The sequence below is a fragment of the Paenarthrobacter sp. JL.01a genome, from assembly GCF_025452095.1.
Classification (GTDB): Bacteria; Actinomycetota; Actinomycetes; order Actinomycetales; family Micrococcaceae; genus Arthrobacter.
In genome coordinates this window covers 3,874,180-3,890,124 of record NZ_CP104877.1, presented here as the reverse complement: position 1 = coordinate 3,890,124, position 15,945 = coordinate 3,874,180, and the positions used below count along the sequence as shown (strand labels likewise).

Here is a 15,945-nt window from a genome sequence, read left to right as displayed (position 1 = left end):
ATAAGTGACCCCGCGTTGCTTCTGTAGGCGGGCTTAGACGATGTCGGCGCTCTTGGCGAAGCGGGCGATGGCCTGTTGCGTGCCCCGGCTGGCAAGGACCTGGATGACCGTGCTCACGAAGGCGGAAATAAGGGCGAAGGTCAGGGCCGAGCGGAGGCTCGTCTCCATGTCGTCGTTGCCTGTGGGTGGCTTGCTTCCCGTGGCCTTTTCCCAGCCTTTGTTGACGAGTTTGGTACCGACAAAGCCTGCGCCGAGGCTGATCCCGGCGCCCAACAGCTTGAAAAAGAGGTTCATGCCCCCAGCCTAGCTGTACGGCAGGCTACCTGCGGTTCTCCCGTTCCTTGAGAAACGCAGTCAAGGATCCCACCGGGGCCAGCACAGGCACCACCGGGTGTTCGGCCGACCAAACGGCGTCCACGGAGTCGAAGGCCGTGATTTCCTTGAGCAGGTAATACGTGGGCGGCATCAACTTGAGCCTGCCTTCGGCTTCGGCAGCCAGGATCCCGCTGACAGGCATCCACAATGATTGCCAAGCCTCCGTGGTTTGGTGCCGGGGCTGTGCCTCCGGTGCTGGCTTGGCGATGTAGAAGTAGGTATCAAAACGCTTGGGCATGTCGACGGGGGTGATCCAGTTGGCCCACGGGCGCAGGGCTGCGGCCTCGATGGCAAGACCCGCCTCTTCCTGGACTTCGCGGATGGCTGCCGCCAGGACAGCTCCCGCGGCCTTCTGTGCCTGGGCTGGATCCGAGGAAATCGAACTCTGCCCCCAAGCGGCAGCGTGGCTGTGGAGAAGTTCCGCCGGGTAATCCCATCCGGCTTGATCCGCGGCATCCACCCGGCCGCCCGGGAACACCACCATCCCCGCTGCGAAATCCATGGTGTTCACCCGGTGCTGGACGAACGCCTCAAGCCCGGAGGGGGCATCGCGGAGCAGGATCACGCTGGCTGCGAGGCGTGGCTCGGACACTGGCGTGGTGTCGGGAAGGCTGGAACCGGGAACATCCGTCATGAAGTCATTCTTGCAGGTGCGTTGCTGGGCCTGCTCTGCGTGCTACGAGCGAGGAATGGGGCGCAGAGCGGGCCTCGCAACGGCAAGGGCGGAATATGACCTGCCTACCCCGCCTGGCCCGGCCTCCCAAGCACGCCAAGGTGTAAACTGAACCAGCCCATCAGGGCAGATTTGATAACGACAGGGGAGCGCCGCCGTCGAATCCTGCACCACGCAGGAGACGCGAGGGCGCTGAGAGTGCGGACAGCCGCAGACCCTCGAACCTGATCCGGTTAGTACCGGCGCAAGGGAGTCGAGCTTCTCAGAGTGTCCGGGTCCGGACGGCGCACGCCGGCCGGAAGCCGGGGAGCACTTTCCCCTCCTGTAACCTCAGGAGGCAGAAAAATGACCACGGTAAACGTGAAGAAGACCAGTTATAACTGGCGTGTTGTAGATATCGTGGTGGCAGCCCTTATCGCCATCGCCGGCGGCGTGATCTTCTGGGCCTGGTCCCAGGGCGCCGCACTGGTATCCATCCCCATGAACGCGGCCTACCCACCGCTGACCGGCCTGATCGCCGGCGGCTGGATGATCCCCGCGGTCCTGGGCATGCTCATCATCCGCAAGCCCGGCGCAGCCCTGTTCTGCGAGGCTGTGGCCGCCACCGGCGAACTCATCATGGGTTCGCAGTACGGCACCACGGTGCTCATCTCCGGCATCCTGCAGGGCTTGGGAGCCGAACTCATCTTCGCTGCGTTCCGCTACAAGAAGTTCAACCTGCCCACCTCGCTCCTCGCAGGCGCAGGCGCGGGTCTCTTCTGCGGCCTCAACGACTCCTTCCTCCCGTGGGGCTGGAACATCGCCTATGAGGCCATCGACAAGCTCACCTACATCGCATTCTGCACGCTTTCCGGCGCCATCATCGCAGGGGCCCTTTCCTGGGTGGCCACCCGCGGTTTGGCCAAGACGGGCGTCCTGAGCTCCTTCGCCTCGCGCAAGGCCGCTTCGGAGCCAGTCTTCAGCTGATGCCCGCCACACACAGCGGTTCGATGATGCCTGCCGCCATTTCCGCCGCGGGGTGGGGATGGCGGCATGCCGGCCGTTCCACCCCCGCCATCCAGGGCCTGGACCTCCGGATTGAACCGGGGGAGCGGGTCCTGCTGCTGGGTCCTTCGGGGGCCGGCAAGTCCACGCTCCTGCACGCCCTGGCCGGGGTGCTGGGTGATGAGGAAGACGACTCGGACGAGACCGGCTCGCTGCTGATCGACGGCGTCGCGCCCCGCGAGTCCCGTGGCCGGGCGGGACTGATGCAGCAGGACCCCGAAACCCAGGTGATCCTCTCGCGCGTGGGCGACGACGTCGCCTTCGGTGCGGAGAACCTGGCCGTGCCCCGGGACGAGATTTGGTCCCGCGTGCATGAAGCGCTCGACGACGTCGGCTTGCGTACCGCTGCGGGCGGCGGTTTGGCGCTGGACCACCCGACGGCGGCACTTTCCGGAGGCCAGAAGCAGCGGCTTGCGCTGGCGGGCATTTTGGCGATGCGGCCCGGGCTGATCCTGCTTGACGAACCCACGGCCAACCTCGATCCCGCAGGTGTCCTGGAGGTCCGGGACGCAGTGCGGCGCTGCCTGGACAAGACGGGCGCCACGCTGGTGGTCGTGGAACACAGGGTGTCCGTATGGAAGGACCTGGTGGACCGGATCGTGGTCCTGCAGCCCGGTTCTGCCGGTGGTGGAACGCTGCTGGACGGACCACCGGACCAGGTTCTCGCCGAGGCACGGTCGATGCTGATGGCAGCCGGCGTGTGGGTCCCGGGTTACGTCCCTTCGACGCGGGCGCGGAGCCAGGCGGACGGCCCCAACCAGCTGCTCCTCGCAGCCCAGGACCTGGCCGTTTCACGGGAAAAGCCCAAGCGGAAGGGCTTCAGGACCATACCGCCCGTTCCCGCGCAGAAAGACATCACCGCCCAGGTCAGGGCAGGCCAGGCGTTGACCATTACTGGGCCGAACGGTGCCGGCAAATCGACCTTTGCGCTCACGTTGGCCGGCCTTCTGGTGCCGGTGGGCGGCACCGTGAGTGCCGCCGTCGAGCTTTCAGAGGGAGCGGGCATTGACCCGTACAAGTGGAAAGCCGATCAGCTGATCTCGCGAATCGGGACAGTTTTCCAGGAGCCGGAGCACCAATTCGTCACCGGCAAAGTCCTGGACGAGCTCATGTTCGGCCCCAAGCACCTCGGCCACGGGGAAGAGCGCGTTGACGAACTCGTGGAGCGGTTGAGGCTGGGCCATTTGGTGGACGCGAATCCCTACACCTTGTCCGGCGGGGAGAAGCGGAGGCTTTCGGTAGCTACCGTGCTGGCGGCCCACCCCAAGGTGCTGGTCCTGGATGAGCCCACGTTTGGCCAGGACGCCAATACCTGGGCTGAGCTGGCGTCGTTCCTTTCGGAGCTGCTCGATGCCGGGACGGCCGTCGTGTCGGTGACCCACGACCAGGAGTTCAGTGCGGTCCTGGGCGGCACGGAACTGCGGCTGGGGCCGGTAGCGCAGGGCGAAACCGCGCATCAGGAAGCGGGCGCCGCATGAGGGACGCATTGAACCTGCGCGGTAACCACGCACTCCTGACCCGCGCGAACCCCTTGGCCAAGTTCGTGGCGGTCTTCCTCATCTCGCTGGTCCTGGCGCTGTCCATCGACTGGGTTTCGGCATCCACAGCGCTGGTTGCGGAACTGGCGCTCTTCCCGTTGGCGGGTCTCACGCTGCGGCTGTTGTGGCTTCGCGCGTGGCCGTTGATCATCGCGGCGGTCATCGGCGGCTGGAGTACCCCCATTGTGGCCGCTGACAGCGGCGCTGTACTGCTCGACGTCGGACTCTGGTCCATCAGCGAAGGTTCCCTTCAGCTGGGGCTGGGTTTCATGCTGCGCGGTTTGGCGATCGCCCTCCCGGCGATCCTGTTGATGTCGTGCACAGACCCGACCGACCTTGCCGACGCCTTGGCCCAGAAAGCGAAGCTGCCGCACCGCTTTGTCCTTGGTTCCCTTGCTGCCATGCGGCTGGTGGGGCTCATGGCGGAGGAATGGCAGACCATCGGAATGGCCCGTCGCGCCCGCGGCGTCGGCTCGCAGGGCAGTCCGTTGCAGAGGCTCAAGGCGACGCTGGGGCAGAGTTTCGGTTTGCTGGTCCAGGCTGTCCGCCGTGCTTCGAGGTTGGCCGTGACCATGGAAGCGCGTGGCTTCGGCGGCGGCCAACGGACCTGGGCGCGCGAATCCACGTATTCACTCCTGGACGTGTGGGTGGTCCTTGGTGGCGTGCTGGTTGCCGCAGCCGCGGTGCTCACCGCCGTGGGCGCAGGGACGTGGAGTTTTGTCTGGCGCTAGCGGGCCGGCAGCTCCTGGATATCCTCAAAATCGGCCCGCGTGAGGAACCCCAGCTGGGCTTCCTTTTCCTCCAGCTGGATGATGGGGCCCAGCTCGAAACATGTCGCTTCCAGCCGGCGCAGGGCTTTTGCGTTGCGTGAGTCCGGCTCCACGATGATCCGGTCCTTGCCGGGGAGCGAGAACATGTACCTGATGAGGGCGGTTGCAAGGCGGGGTGTGAAGTGCGGAATGGGCCGGGTTGCCGGTGCCAGCAGCAGGTGCATTCCGATGTCCTCGGCCCGGGCCGGATAGGCCTCTCCCACAGGGTCGTGCAACGGCTCATAGGTCTGGAACAGTGCCAGAGGTTCGCCATCGAGGATCACCAGGAACGCGTGGTGGGTGTCCAAGGAGTCCAGGAATTCGTAGATCTCCAGTACTTCCTCGCGGGATTTCTCTGTCATTCCCCAGAACCTGGCCCTGGGCTGCGAGACCCATTCGTGGATGAGGCCGATGTCCTCGGCCGGTACGAGGGGAATGATCCTGAGCGAGCCCCAGCCGTCCAGGCGCTCGGAGTAGACAGTGGTGCGGGCAGCAAAATCCTGGGCAGTGGTGGTCATGGCTTCCTTCGGTTGGTGCGGCTGGTGCCGGTGTCAGTGGGTGTCTTTGGCCAGAACGGACCAGTCGGTGGTCACACGGACCACCCGGCCGTCGGTCCACAGCGGGAGCTGGTCTGCGAAGTGCCTGTCGCCGGGTGCTCCCGAGGCACCGAAGGGCACGATCCATCGGCTGCCGGCCCGATCGCCCAGGTCCCAGACATAGCGGGCCACAGGACCCCTGAAACTTCGGTCCTCCACTCCGGGGAGGCTTTCGGTGCTCAGCACGCAACCGGTATCTCCACCCAGGGCCACCGTGGGCACCGTTGCTGCAAGAGCCTCGGGCAGGACGTGGACGGGCAACAGCCTGTGTCGATCGCCCCACGAAGCTCCATCCCGCAAGGCCTCTTCCAGTGCTGTGTCCTCCAACGCCGTCACGGCTTCCGTCATCACGTCGATGCCCAGTTCCTGGGCCCGGGCCAGCAGCGTTTCCAGTGCAAAGCCGATGCGCGATGCCACAGACAACCAGGGCCCGAACAACGGGGAGTATCCGCTGGGCGTGTTCAACGGAGCCAGGGCCGCATGCCCGTGGAAGCGACGGACCAAAGAACCACGCCAGGCTGCGAAGAGCGCCGCTTCGTGGCTGTCCGCGTCCATCCGGCCATCCCAGGCCATCAGCTGTGATCTCGCGTCTTTTGCCTTCGGGGAGAGCGCGCCGGGGTGCAGCCCGCTGAGAATCTTCCGGAATACTGGCCAAGGGCCCAGCAGCGTGTCAGTGTGGATGGCCTGCATATCGTCCACTGTCAACGTCCCCGCGGGCGCGGACTCCAACAAGTGCCGGATGCGCCTGGCACGGTGGGCAGGCGCGAACTCCATCGCGGTGGCTTCCCCGCCGCCGGCTGCCCGGTCGTTCGCGCTCACGGCAAACCGCTGGACCTCGGTCCGGGGCAACGCTGCATAGTGCCCCTCCCACGCGTGGCGGCCCGATGGGGCGGGTGCAGGCAAGCGGCGGTTTGCAGGGTTGCGCTGAGGAACAAGCCCGGCCACGAAATGCCGTACCGCACCGGACGAATCGGCGGCAACCACGCTGTTGACGGGCTCCACCCAGGCATCGAAGGCAGCCTCGACATCGGCGACGCTCCGGCTCCGCAGCAGCGGCAGGAGCGCCTCGAAACCCAGCCGCCCCTCAACCCGCGCCGGGAAGCGCAAACTCAGGGCGCCGCCGTCGGGCGTTTCAGAGATGACTGGACCGCGGGCAGTCTCGATGATTTCGACCGTAACGGCGTCGCCGCCGCGTACCCTGACGGTTTCGGAACTGACGACGGCGGTTTCCCAGCCTTCCGGGCCGCGGGCCTCGACGTGTTCGCCGTCGGCGTCCCGGATCCTGCGGAGTTCCTCCACGTAGAGGTCCTGGTAATCGGCCATGGCGTTGGTGACGGCCCAAGCAGTGTGGCCGGTGTGGGCGAAGTGCGGCAAGCCCGGGACGCCGGGGAACGCGAAGCCCACGACGTCGAATTCCGGGCACGCTAGCCGCACCTGCTGGTACACGCCGGGCAGTTCCATGAGGCGGTGGGGATCTCCGGCGATCAACGGCTGCCCGCTCGCCGTCGTGGAACCGTGGGCGGCCCAGGCGTTGCTGCCGGACCAGACCGGGGCTTCGATGCTGAACAGGTCGACGACATTTTCACCGAGGGTCCGGGCGACGTGGGACCGAAACATCTTGTTGGGGAACGTCGAGAAGAGGATGTGGTGCACCAGGAAGACACCCAACGGGGTCCACGGTAGCCACGGCTCGGGGGCGCAGCGGGCTTCGTCGAACTCCCGGCCGCGGCGAAGCCCGTCGTCGAGGGCCTGGTTGATGCCGGCTACGTACTGGGCACACCAGCGCTGGGTCTGGTGGGGGAGGTTGTCGAAGCAGCGGCGTGCTGTGTCATTGAGCCGGGCCTGCCGGGCAAAGCGGTCCCAGACCACGGCGTCGGGGCCCAGCACTTCGGCGGTGCGGCCTTCTGATCGCCAGCGTTCCAGCTCGATCTGCCACGAGCGGTCCGTCGCCGCGTTCCGCCCCTGAAGGAAGGCGAGTTCATCCGCCGATTCAGCCCACAGATGCGGAATGCCCCAGTTGTCCCGGTAGCTTCCGGGACCACCTGCCGGGGCGGAGGGTGGCGTCATGTTCTCTGGCTGCTTTCGGGCTTAGGTTAGGCTTACTTAAGTTCAAGATAGGTGGCATCGGCCGCGCACACAAATTGTGGCCGTTCGTGAAGGGATGCTTTTTGAAGCGCAATTGGGAAGGCGTCGTCCTCAAGGTTATGGGTGCCAAGGACTTCACCTTGAAGGTGACCGGCCGGGAAGAGATCACGCCGGATTTCCTCCGCGTGCACGTTCGCGACGGCGGACTCTTGAAGGCCAGCGGCCTGCACCCCACCATGTGGATCCGGCTGTGGTTCGACGATTGCGGCAAGGCCCACCAACGCGCCTACACCTTGGTGGACGCGGATCCGGTGGCCGGAACGTTCAGCATGGACTTCGCGATGCATAGCGGGGTGGCGGCTGACTGGGCGCGCACTGCCCAAGCCGGCGACACCATCGATGCCACCGTCCAAGGCAGCTCGTTCAGCTTTCCGCAGCCCGCGCCGCGCCGCATCTGGGTAGTGGGTGACCCTGCGTCCATTCCCGCCATCAACTCACTGCTGGACGTGCGGGGAGAGGTCCCGGTCACCGCCTGGCTTGAATACCAGCACGACGCCGACCCCTCCCTTGAGGTGCGGGCGTCGGATTCCGATGTGGTCACCTGGATTCCGCGCAAACGCGACGGGGCGGCCCTGGTTGAGGAGGTGTGTGGTTCGCTGACGTCCGGTTCCGTGGCCGTGGCGGAAGACTTCTTCTGGATCGCGTGCGAAGCGTCAAGTACCCGGGCAATCGTCAAGCATCTGCGGAAGGTCTTGGGCGTGGACAAGCACCGGATTGATGCGTTGGGCTACTGGCGGGCCCAGGTCCTTACTCGCGCCAGTTCAGGAAGCCCTTTTTGCCTTCAGGAGGGGTGAGCACCACATCCCGGCCATACTTCTTCTTCGCGTCGGCTCCGAAAAACGCATCCGGGACTATGCGGACTGCCTTGGCCACTTTACCGCCCTTCAGGAACACGAACAGCGCCGGTGATGCGGTGTAGCGGTTCTCCTTGGTGAGGGGTTCGCCGAAGGCGTCCTCGATGTCCTTCGCCGGCGTTCCCGACAGGACAAACCCGGCCTGGTCCCACTCGAAGTCCGTGGCATCGGCCAACTTCAAGGACGTGCCACTGGTGGCGGAATCGAGCACTTTGCTGTTGAGTGACTCGTTCGATTCGGGCATAACGGTTCCTCCCAGGGAACAAGCGGCAAGAGTGAAGGCCAGGGCAAAGGTGAGCAGGCAGGCGAGAGTGGCGCGGCCTGCGGTAGTCCGCGTCCGCCGTCGGGCTTGTTGTTGGTGCGGGACGCTCACGAGGTTGTCCTCGACTCGTCGTTGAAGTCCGGGTCCTTGCCCGGGGCCGGTTCGGCGTTGTTCGCGTCGCCCGTTTGGTCCATGGGAACTTCGTTGGACGGGTGCGGCAAGAGGTCCGGCCCCACCACCACGGTATCGCCGTTGTTCACGGCTTTCTCAATCAAATCGGCAAGCTCCTCAGCGCTGGCGTCCGGGTGGGCAATAGCCACGTTGCGGCCTACTTCATTGTTGTACAGATCCATGGCTTCGCGGGGAGCCGGGTTTCCGGGCAGCTGTTCGTGTGCCGTGGCGTAGTCCTCAGCCCATTCAGCGCCGAACTCCTTGACCATCAGGGCGTTCCAGTACGCATGCCGGAAGGCGTCATTCTGGTCATCGTTCTGGTCGGCGCTGGGGAAGCGCTCATCCGCAACACTGAACGCGTCGTCGTGGATGCCCTTGAAAGCGTTCATCTCGAATGGCCCGAGGCCGTTCAGCAGTTCTGCTTACTTCTCGGTGACCACCCTTTGGTCAACCACAAAGCGCAGCGGGTCCCAGTCGCCGGGCCAATTGGTGGTCTTGGCGTCACTGACCTGGTACTGCTCCAGTATTTCCTGGGGCGACGGACGATGGTCATCCGTTGCAGCTACGGTTCCCGCCTTGACGGTCGGTAAAGTCCCAGGACCTTTGCCAGTGGAGCCGGGTGCGCCCTCCGTGGATGCGGCAGATTGCTCCTCTGCATTGGCCAGCACTGACCGGGAGGCCTCGTCCATCTGCCGCGAGGTCCTCTCCAGCAGTGGTCGAAGGCTCCCCTGCCATTCAGCCGCGAAGCGCTCTGAGTCGTTGCCGCGCCAATGACCATTTCGGGTGATGAGAGAGTCAAGCTCGCGGGCCCGCCCGGACAGCGCCAGGGCGCCGCTGGCCAGGGACTTTGAGAGTGCTTTGAGTTGGTCGACGTCGGCGCCGTAGAAAGGCATGTTTCCCCCTGTGGTTTCCAGTTCATGGTCAGCCATCTCTTCCCACGGAACAATGGGCAGCGGTGCCCATGTGGAAATCTCCATCTGGCGCTGCGCGCCGCCGTTTGCTGCGCGCCGCCGTCGTTCGTTATCGCATAAAACGGGTAGGGTGTGACTTTTGCCGCGCAAACCGCATTTCGGTAGCCAGTTCTAACTCATTTGTGATATTTCTTGGGTATGACTCAACCTACCGCAGAACACGTCGGCCTCCTGCTCCGCAATGCACGTGGAGAAAAAGGCTGGACGCAGGGGCAGTTGGCTACTGAGCTGGGAACCAGCCAAAGCGCAATCGCCCGGATGGAGCAAGGTAAACAGAACCTGAGCCTCCGGATGATCGAACGCCTCGAGGCGATCTTCGGCCGTTCCATCGTTAAAGTAGGCAAGCCGCAGATGACCCACCTGCGGGTGGAAGGCGGCCGGACGCTTTCGGGCGAAGTGGATGTCAACAGCAGCAAGAACGCCGGTGTGGCCCTGCTGTGCGCCAGCCTCATCAACCGCGGCACCACCACCCTGCGGCGTTTGGCACGGATCGAAGAGGTAAACCGGATTGTTGAAGTCCTGACATCCATCGGCGTGGAGTGCACCTGGCTCAATGGCAGCGATCTGCGCATTCGCCGGCCTGAGGTCCTGGATCTTGAATCGATGGATGTCGACGCCGCCCGCCGTACCCGCAGCGTCATCATGCTGCTGGGACCGCTCCTGGATGAGACCAGTGAATACCTGCTGCCGTACGCCGGTGGATGCGACCTCGGCACCCGAACCGTTGAACCCCACATGCAGGCGCTGCGCGAGTTCGGCCTGACCGTTGAAGCAAAATCCGGATTCTATTCGGTGGCAGCTCCTCCGGCCGACGGACACCACCGCTCCTTCGTCCTGACCGAACGCGGCGACACAGTCACGGAAAACGCCATCATGGCCGCTGCCCACCGTGAAGGCACCACGGTGATCCGCAACGCCAGCCCGAACTACATGGTCCAGGACCTCTGCTTCTACCTGGAGGGCTTGGGTGTTGATATCCAGGGCGTCGGCACCACCACGCTGAAGATCACCGGCCGGCCGGCAATCGACGTGGACATCGAGTACTTCCCGTCCGAGGACCCCATCGAGGCCATGAGCCTGATCACCGCCGGCATCGTGACCAACTCCGAGGTCACCATCCGCCGCGTCCCCATTGAATTCATGGAGATCGAACTGGCCACCCTGGAGCAGATGGGCCAGAAGCTGGAGGTCTCCGGCGAATACATGGCCCGCAACGGCCGCACCCGCTTGGTGGACGTCACCACCAAGCCTTCAGAGCTCCATGCCCCGCAGGACAAGATCCACCCGATGCCGTTCCCGGGCCTGAACATCGACAACCTGCCCTTCTTCGCCGTCATCGCCGGCAATGCCGAGGGCCAGACCATGATCCACGACTGGGTCTACGAGAACCGTGCCATCTACCTGACGGAGCTGAACAAGCTCGGCGCCCAGGTACAGCTGCTGGACCCGCACAGGATCTACGTCAACGGACCCACCAAGTGGCGCGCCGCCGAGGTCGGTTGCCCGCCCGCCCTGCGCCCCGCCGCCTGCCTGCTCCTGGCCATGCTGGCCGCCCGGGGTACCTCGGAGCTGCGCAACATTTACGTAATCGAGCGCGGCTACGAGGACTTGGCCGAGCGCCTGAACACCATTGGCGCGAAGGTCGAGTACTTCCAGGACTGATGGCCGGTAAATCTGCTGGATCATCCGTGTGAGAAGGAGGAGGCAATCCCGGAATGAAGGGGTTGCCTCTTCCTTCTCTCTGCAATGATCCAGCAGAAAACTCAAGGGCAGGGCCGGGTGTGCGGCCGTCCCCGTGCAAGAAACCCATGAATCTGCGCCATGACATCGTCCGGAGAACGCCAGATCTGCTCAGGAGCAAAGCTCAGGATGGTGAAACCCCGTTCCTGTGCCGCGTTCAGCCTGCCCATGTCCTTACGCCACGCGTCCCTTGAGCTGTGGAACTGATAGCCATTGACTTCCACAATCAGCCAACCATCAATCAGGGTGTCCACCCGGCCCACTCCGGGGATACGGACCTGGCGTCTGAATGAAAGACCCTCTGACTCGAAAAGCAGACGGGCACTGATCTCCGGAACGGACTCGGACAGACCATCGGCCATCCGAAGTCGTTTCCTCGCATTCCCGAAGTACTTGGCCCGCAACTCGCCCTCCAGGACGTCCCGCGAAACTCCACGGTTCTTCATCGCGGACTGCGCCACGGCAATAGCGTCGACCTCCGGCAGGCACGTGAGAGCGTGAACAACGGTGTCTTCCAAGGATGCAACCGGCATATGGGACTCCGGGCCCAGCCTTGAACCGCCGAGCCGGATAAACCCCCGGCCTCGGTTGTGCTTGGTTGCCAAATGAAGTCTTCCCGGTTTGTCCTTGAGCCAGAGGCCGTAGCGGACAGCAGCGCTGGCGCACGTAATAAGGCCGTTGTTCACTAGGGCGAAGACAAACTCAGCATCTGCCGATGGGAGAGCCCATATGCCGTGCCGCGGTTGATAGGCCCCCTTGAGCTTCTTCAGGTCCGCCGGCATGTGCCCGTGTGCCTTGAGGAAGCCCACCTTGGCTACTCCACCTACCGAGGACAAGAATTCGAATGCGTTCATGGGCTCAGTCAGCCACGGACTTGACGTTCTCCGGCACGGAATCTTCACGTATGTGGACAATCCTGCTGGATCATCGGCCTTGGCCGGCCTGCCTGACCTGACAATCCGGGGGGTCGGCTCCGCTGCCGGTGGCGATCATCCAGCAGAATCCGTTGCCGTAGCCCGCACCACACGCTCCACCCTGTGTTGGGCAACGCCACTCGTGACGCAAAATGGAGCATGCGGACTTTCGGGGTGGAGGAAGAACTGCTCATTGTGGATCCCGTGACGGGCGCGCCCTTGGCCCTCGCGGATGCGCTGCTGGCAGGCCATGACGAAGCTGCGACAGCCACTGGCCTGAGCCCGGAACTCAAGCTGGAGCAGATCGAAACCCAGACACGTCCGTGCCACAGCTACGCCGAGATCCTCCAGCAGATCCGCCGGGGCCGTGCAATGGCAGACCAAGCAGCCCGGCAGCACGGCGCAAGGGTTGCTGCGATCGCAACCTCTCCGCTGGCCTCGAACACCCACACCACCCCGGACCCGCGCTACGCCGCGATGCTGGACAACTTTGGAATCATCGCCACCGAGCAGCTGACCTGCGGGTTCCATGTGCACACCTCGGTTGAGTCACCCGAAGAAGGCGTGGTGGTGCTGGACCATATCCGGGACAAACTGGCCGTCCTCACCGCGCTCTCCGCCAATTCACCCTACTGGCGCGGACTGCCCACCGGCTTTGACAGTTACCGAACGCAAGCATGGAACCGGTGGCCAACGTCGGGACCGTCCTCCCTCTTCGGCTCGCTGACGGCCTACCGACGCGTCGTGCAGCGGCTGCTTGATACCGGGGTCATCCTGGATGAGGGCATGATCTACTTCGACGCCAGGATCTCCAAAAATCACCCAACGGTGGAAGTACGGGTGGCCGATGTCTGCCTCCGCGCGGAGGACGCGGCCCTCATCGCGGTGCTGGTGCGGGCACTGGTGGAGACGGCTTCTTTGGAAATGCTCGACGGCGTGGATCCCACCCCTGTGCCGACCGCACTGCTGCGGATGGCGGGGTGGCGGGCCAGTAATTCAGGGTTGCGCGGAGATCTCCTGGACTTCGGGGATTTCCGCCCCCAACCGGCTGAGGACGTGGTCTGGGCGCTGGTGGATTACCTGAGCCCTGTCCTGGATGACCAGGGCGAACTGACGCTCGTCAAAGCTGGTGTCACGGAGATCCTTGAGCGCGGCAACGGGGCCTTCGAGCAACGCGACGCGGCGGCGCGGTACAGCCAGAGGCGCCGCGACGGAGGCAACCCGCCCGGAAGTCCGCCCGACGATGAAACGCTCGCTGCCGTCGTCGCGCATGCTGCGAAGGTGACTGTGCGTGGCAGCGCGCCGACCGGGCCCAAGGACCCCTCACCCATGATGACCAGGGTGCGGCGGCCCTAGTCTGGTTGTTCAGCGTTGGCCGGGGGTTCAGCCCAGGCCACCAGGTACGCGCCCACGGCCCCTTCGGTGAGATAGAAGACGAAGGGCGGAATGTCTTTGGCCGTTGCAAGGACCGCTCCGGAAACAGTGGCCACCCCGGCTGCCGTGATGCCCACCCATCGTTTGGCGGGGGACTTCAGGAGGCTGCCTCCCAGTGCCGCCAGACCCGCCACGTGCAGCCAGGAGTAACCGAGGAACGGCGCGTTGGACCCCCGGAATGAAGCGAAGCGCTCAAGGTCCGACGCGCGGCGGCTCAGGCTGTAGATGAAAAGCGGAGCTCCTGCGAGCAATGCCGCAGCAGCCGTGGAAGCCCACGTTTTGGAGGCGCCGGGACGTTGCGCGCCGGCAAAGGCCGCGATGCCGAGCGGCACCGCGGCTGTTCCCGCAGCGGCCAAATGATGCCCGATGATCCAGCCCCGTTCACCATGGACGAGCAGCCGCAAACGCTCGGCCGGATCCAGCGTGGTGTACACGCGTGGCACCGGCGAAATCCCGGCCAGCCAAACGACCGAACCCGCAACGATGACAGCCCCCGCCCGGCGGTATGGATGCCTCATGCCAGCAAGGTTAGACCTGTTTGAGGGCCTTCTCCAGATCCAGGATGAGGTCGTCCACATCCTCGAGACCCACAGACAAACGGACCACGCCGTCGGACAATCCGATGGCCGCACGCCCCTCCGGACCCATGGCCCGGTGCGTGGTGGTGGCCGGGTGGGTGATGAGGGACTTGGAGTCGCCCAGGTTGTTGGAAATGTCGATGACGCCCAGGCCATCGAGCAGCGCGAAAGCAGCTTCCTTGGCGCTGCGCCCATCCGAGGGGGAGAGCTCGAACGTCAGCACGGTGCCGCCGGCCTTCATCTGCTTGGTGGCGAGCTCGTACTGCGGGTGCGACTTCAGCAGCGGGTATTTGACCCAGCTGATGGCCGGCTGCTGTTCGAGCCATTCGGCGATCTTCAGGGCCGACGCCGAGCTGTGGTTCACGCGCAGCCCGATGGTCTCAAGGCCCTTGGTGAGCACCCAGGCATTGAAGGAGGACAGCGAGGGGCCGGTGTGGCGCATGAGCTGCTTGACCGGGCCGTCGATGTATTCCTTGGTGCCCAGGATGGCACCACCCATGACGCGTCCCTGGCCATCGATGTGCTTGGTTCCCGAGTAGACAATCACGTCGGCGCCAAGGTCACCGCAACGCTGCAGCAGGGGAGTGGCAAAGACATTGTCGACGACGACGGTCGCCCCGGCGGCATGCGCCAGTTCGCTGACGGCCGCGATGTCGACGATCTCCTGCATCGGGTTGGACGGCGATTCGAAGAAGACGGCGGTGGTCGGCTCGGAGAGGGCCTCGCGCCACTGCTCCAGGTCCGGTCCGTCGACAAAGACGGTCTCCACGCCCCAGCGCGGCAGGATTTCGTTAAGGATCACGAAGCACGAACCAAAGAGGGAACGGGCGGCAACCACGCGGTCTCCGGCAGCCAGCAGGGCACCCAAGGCGGTGAACACAGCGGACATGCCGGACGCCGTCGCAAAGCACGCCTCGGTTCCTTCAAGCAGACGGAGCCGCTCCTGGAAGGTGGCCACGCTCGGGTTGCCGTAGCGGGAGTAGACGAAGCGTTCGTCCTCGCCGGTGAAAGCGCGTTCGGCGGCGGCAGCGGATTCGTACACGAAGCCGGAGTTGAGGAAAACGGGCTCGGCCGTTTCCTGGAAGTTGGTACGGTCAAGTCCACCGCGGACGGCCTGGGTGTCAGGGCTCCAGCCGGCGGCGTCAGGATTGAATGTCACTTTTAGTCGTTCCCCAAGTTGGTAGGCAGGCCGCGGTTCTTCCAGCCGTTTACAGTGCGTTCGCCGTAACGGTCCGGCTCACCCTCAAAGCCTTCCAGCACGTTGTAGGCGGTGAATCCGGCCTGCGTGGCGGCGATGGCGGCGGCGATTGAGCGCTGGCCCGACCGGCAGAGGAACACCAGCTCCACGCCGTCGGCTTCGGGAGCCTGCTGCTGCAGCTCCTCGATGAAACGGGAGTTCGGGATGCCACCGGCGAGGTTCCACTGGATGAACAGGGGATCGTTCTCGGTGGCCTTGGTGTCGGGGATGCCGATATGGGCCCATTCGCCCTCAGTGCGGACATCCACCAGGATGGCGCCTTGTTCAAGTTTGGCCCACGCGTCGTGCGGGGTCAGGTCACCTGCGTAGCTCATGCGTGGCCCTCGAATGATTCTTCGTAGTTTTCCAACTCGTCCACGGCGCTTGCTACTGCGGCGTCGGAACTGGCGACGGCGGCAGGCAGGATCACGGCCTGGGCGACGATCACGTCGGTGCCGTTGAAGGTTGCTGCGGGATTGCCGTGCAGGACGTAGCCCTCGGCCAGGGCATTGCTGATGCGTTCGCAGAATTCACGGGTGTCGGGACCGGTGATCAGGCGATACGCGAGTTTTTCTTCAGTGGGTTCAGGCATTCGTGGTGCTCC

General features: G+C 64.6%; 18 protein-coding genes and 1 riboswitch. Of the genes, 6 read left to right on the top strand and 12 right to left on the bottom strand.

Annotated elements, in window-relative coordinates; genetic code table 11:
- Positions 1-33 precede the first annotated feature (33 nt).
- Both N5P29_RS18450 and N5P29_RS18445 read right to left on the bottom strand, forming a co-directional pair.
- Positions 34-294 (bottom strand): DUF4235 domain-containing protein, encoded by a 261-nt coding sequence (locus tag N5P29_RS18450; protein ID WP_262276246.1) that lies wholly within the window; start codon positions 292-294, stop codon positions 34-36.
- A gap of 25 nt (positions 295-319) precedes the next feature.
- Positions 320-1,009, bottom strand: coding sequence for an NUDIX hydrolase (locus N5P29_RS18445; protein ID WP_262276245.1), 690 nt, complete (start codon positions 1,007-1,009; stop codon positions 320-322).
- A 172-nt stretch (positions 1,010-1,181) separates the two neighbouring features.
- Positions 1,182-1,317: riboswitch (TPP riboswitch) on the top strand.
- Positions 1,318-1,393: 76 nt separating this feature from the next.
- On the opposite strand from N5P29_RS18445, the gene N5P29_RS18440 reads away from it, so the two are divergent.
- From N5P29_RS18440 to N5P29_RS18430, 3 genes are read left to right on the top strand one after another with little or no spacing between them, the layout of a single operon-like run.
- Positions 1,394-2,014, top strand: a complete 621-nt coding sequence (locus tag N5P29_RS18440) for an ECF transporter S component (protein WP_262276244.1) — start codon at positions 1,394-1,396, stop codon at positions 2,012-2,014.
- Complete coding sequence (locus tag N5P29_RS18435) at positions 2,014-3,570, top strand: ABC transporter ATP-binding protein (RefSeq protein ID WP_262276243.1); 1,557 nt, start codon at positions 2,014-2,016, stop codon at positions 3,568-3,570. Before N5P29_RS18440 ends, N5P29_RS18435 begins: the two co-directional genes overlap by 1 nt.
- The gene (locus tag N5P29_RS18430; RefSeq protein ID WP_262276242.1) at positions 3,567-4,361 is read left to right on the top strand and encodes an energy-coupling factor transporter transmembrane component T family protein; all 795 of its coding nucleotides are present in this window, start codon (positions 3,567-3,569) and stop codon (positions 4,359-4,361) included. Before N5P29_RS18435 ends, N5P29_RS18430 begins: the two co-directional genes overlap by 4 nt.
- On the opposite strand, the gene N5P29_RS18425 is transcribed toward N5P29_RS18430, so the two are convergent.
- Complete coding sequence (locus N5P29_RS18425) at positions 4,358-4,957, bottom strand: GNAT family N-acetyltransferase (protein ID WP_262276241.1); 600 nt, start codon at positions 4,955-4,957, stop codon at positions 4,358-4,360. The two genes, N5P29_RS18430 and N5P29_RS18425, sit on opposite strands and share 4 nt — an antisense overlap.
- A gap of 33 nt (positions 4,958-4,990) precedes the next feature.
- Positions 4,991-7,102 carry a penicillin acylase family protein gene (locus N5P29_RS18420; protein ID WP_262276240.1) on the bottom strand — a complete coding sequence of 704 codons (2,112 nt, stop codon included), beginning with the start codon at positions 7,100-7,102 and terminating at the stop codon, positions 4,991-4,993.
- Between the two features lie 101 nt (positions 7,103-7,203).
- Between N5P29_RS18420 and N5P29_RS18415 the strand changes: the two genes are divergently transcribed.
- A complete protein-coding gene (locus tag N5P29_RS18415; protein ID WP_262276239.1) occupies positions 7,204-7,974 on the top strand; it encodes a siderophore-interacting protein in 771 nt (256 codons plus the stop codon).
- On the opposite strand, the gene N5P29_RS18410 is transcribed toward N5P29_RS18415, so the two are convergent.
- Genes N5P29_RS18410 through N5P29_RS18400 form a run of 3 tightly spaced genes read right to left on the bottom strand, consistent with a single transcriptional unit; the run spans position 7,928 to position 9,444 of the window.
- Positions 7,928-8,407 (bottom strand): hypothetical protein, encoded by a 480-nt coding sequence (locus N5P29_RS18410; RefSeq protein ID WP_262276238.1) that lies wholly within the window; start codon positions 8,405-8,407, stop codon positions 7,928-7,930. The genes N5P29_RS18415 and N5P29_RS18410 overlap by 47 nt on opposite strands.
- Positions 8,404-8,856 (bottom strand): DUF6973 domain-containing protein, encoded by a 453-nt coding sequence (locus tag N5P29_RS18405; RefSeq protein WP_262276237.1) that lies wholly within the window; start codon positions 8,854-8,856, stop codon positions 8,404-8,406. Before N5P29_RS18405 ends, N5P29_RS18410 begins: the two co-directional genes overlap by 4 nt.
- A 33-nt stretch (positions 8,857-8,889) precedes the next feature.
- Complete coding sequence (locus tag N5P29_RS18400) at positions 8,890-9,444, bottom strand: WXG100 family type VII secretion target (RefSeq protein ID WP_262276236.1); 555 nt, start codon at positions 9,442-9,444, stop codon at positions 8,890-8,892.
- A 132-nt stretch (positions 9,445-9,576) separates the two neighbouring features.
- On the opposite strand from N5P29_RS18400, the gene N5P29_RS18395 reads away from it, so the two are divergent.
- A complete protein-coding gene (locus N5P29_RS18395) occupies positions 9,577-11,100 on the top strand; it encodes a UDP-N-acetylglucosamine 1-carboxyvinyltransferase (RefSeq protein ID WP_144660991.1) in 1,524 nt (507 codons plus the stop codon).
- Positions 11,101-11,201: 101 nt separating this feature from the next.
- Here the strand turns inward: N5P29_RS18395 and N5P29_RS18390 are convergent, their stop codons facing one another.
- Positions 11,202-12,032 (bottom strand): endonuclease domain-containing protein, encoded by an 831-nt coding sequence (locus tag N5P29_RS18390; protein WP_262276235.1) that lies wholly within the window; start codon positions 12,030-12,032, stop codon positions 11,202-11,204.
- Positions 12,033-12,251: 219 nt separating this feature from the next.
- Here N5P29_RS18390 and N5P29_RS18385 point away from each other — a divergent pair, with 219 nt between their 5' ends.
- A complete protein-coding gene (locus N5P29_RS18385) occupies positions 12,252-13,448 on the top strand; it encodes a glutamate--cysteine ligase 2 (RefSeq protein WP_262276234.1) in 1,197 nt (398 codons plus the stop codon).
- Here N5P29_RS18385 and N5P29_RS18380 read toward each other — a convergent pair.
- From N5P29_RS18380 to N5P29_RS18365, 4 genes are read right to left on the bottom strand one after another with little or no spacing between them, the layout of a single operon-like run.
- A complete protein-coding gene (locus tag N5P29_RS18380) occupies positions 13,445-14,044 on the bottom strand; it encodes a hypothetical protein (RefSeq protein WP_262276233.1) in 600 nt (199 codons plus the stop codon). The two genes, N5P29_RS18385 and N5P29_RS18380, sit on opposite strands and share 4 nt — an antisense overlap.
- A 10-nt stretch (positions 14,045-14,054) precedes the next feature.
- Positions 14,055-15,263 carry an O-succinylhomoserine sulfhydrylase gene (locus tag N5P29_RS18375; RefSeq protein ID WP_262276232.1) on the bottom strand — a complete coding sequence of 403 codons (1,209 nt, stop codon included), beginning with the start codon at positions 15,261-15,263 and terminating at the stop codon, positions 14,055-14,057.
- A 2-nt stretch (positions 15,264-15,265) separates the two neighbouring features.
- Positions 15,266-15,676 (bottom strand): rhodanese-like domain-containing protein, encoded by a 411-nt coding sequence (locus tag N5P29_RS18370; RefSeq protein ID WP_262276231.1) that lies wholly within the window; start codon positions 15,674-15,676, stop codon positions 15,266-15,268.
- Complete coding sequence (locus N5P29_RS18365) at positions 15,673-15,933, bottom strand: DUF1737 domain-containing protein (RefSeq protein WP_262276230.1); 261 nt, start codon at positions 15,931-15,933, stop codon at positions 15,673-15,675. The genes N5P29_RS18370 and N5P29_RS18365 overlap by 4 nt, the downstream gene beginning before the upstream one ends.
- Positions 15,934-15,945 lie beyond the last annotated feature (12 nt).

What these genes read in the sequence shown, in the direction of transcription:
- N5P29_RS18450 (WP_262276246.1), bottom strand. Translation starts at nt 294, where the DNA reads ATGAACCTCTTTTTCAAGCTGTTGGGCGCCGGGATCAGCCTCGGCGCA.
- N5P29_RS18445 (WP_262276245.1), bottom strand. Translation starts at nt 1,009, where the DNA reads ATGACGGATGTTCCCGGTTCCAGCCTTCCCGACACCACGCCAGTGTCC.
- N5P29_RS18440 (WP_262276244.1), top strand. Translation starts at nt 1,394, where the DNA reads ATGACCACGGTAAACGTGAAGAAGACCAGTTATAACTGGCGTGTTGTA.
- N5P29_RS18435 (WP_262276243.1), top strand. Translation starts at nt 2,014, where the DNA reads ATGCCCGCCACACACAGCGGTTCGATGATGCCTGCCGCCATTTCCGCC.
- N5P29_RS18430 (WP_262276242.1), top strand. Translation starts at nt 3,567, where the DNA reads ATGAGGGACGCATTGAACCTGCGCGGTAACCACGCACTCCTGACCCGC.
- N5P29_RS18425 (WP_262276241.1), bottom strand. Translation starts at nt 4,957, where the DNA reads ATGACCACCACTGCCCAGGATTTTGCTGCCCGCACCACTGTCTACTCC.
- N5P29_RS18420 (WP_262276240.1), bottom strand. Translation starts at nt 7,102, where the DNA reads ATGACGCCACCCTCCGCCCCGGCAGGTGGTCCCGGAAGCTACCGGGAC.
- N5P29_RS18405 (WP_262276237.1), bottom strand. Translation starts at nt 8,856, where the DNA reads ATGAACGCTTTCAAGGGCATCCACGACGACGCGTTCAGTGTTGCGGAT.
- N5P29_RS18400 (WP_262276236.1), bottom strand. Translation starts at nt 9,444, where the DNA reads ATGGAGATTTCCACATGGGCACCGCTGCCCATTGTTCCGTGGGAAGAG.
- N5P29_RS18395 (WP_144660991.1), top strand. Translation starts at nt 9,577, where the DNA reads ATGACTCAACCTACCGCAGAACACGTCGGCCTCCTGCTCCGCAATGCA.
- N5P29_RS18390 (WP_262276235.1), bottom strand. Translation starts at nt 12,032, where the DNA reads ATGAACGCATTCGAATTCTTGTCCTCGGTAGGTGGAGTAGCCAAGGTG.
- N5P29_RS18385 (WP_262276234.1), top strand. Translation starts at nt 12,252, where the DNA reads ATGCGGACTTTCGGGGTGGAGGAAGAACTGCTCATTGTGGATCCCGTG.
- N5P29_RS18380 (WP_262276233.1), bottom strand. Translation starts at nt 14,044, where the DNA reads ATGAGGCATCCATACCGCCGGGCGGGGGCTGTCATCGTTGCGGGTTCG.
- N5P29_RS18370 (WP_262276231.1), bottom strand. Translation starts at nt 15,676, where the DNA reads ATGAGCTACGCAGGTGACCTGACCCCGCACGACGCGTGGGCCAAACTT.
- N5P29_RS18365 (WP_262276230.1), bottom strand. Translation starts at nt 15,933, where the DNA reads ATGCCTGAACCCACTGAAGAAAAACTCGCGTATCGCCTGATCACCGGT.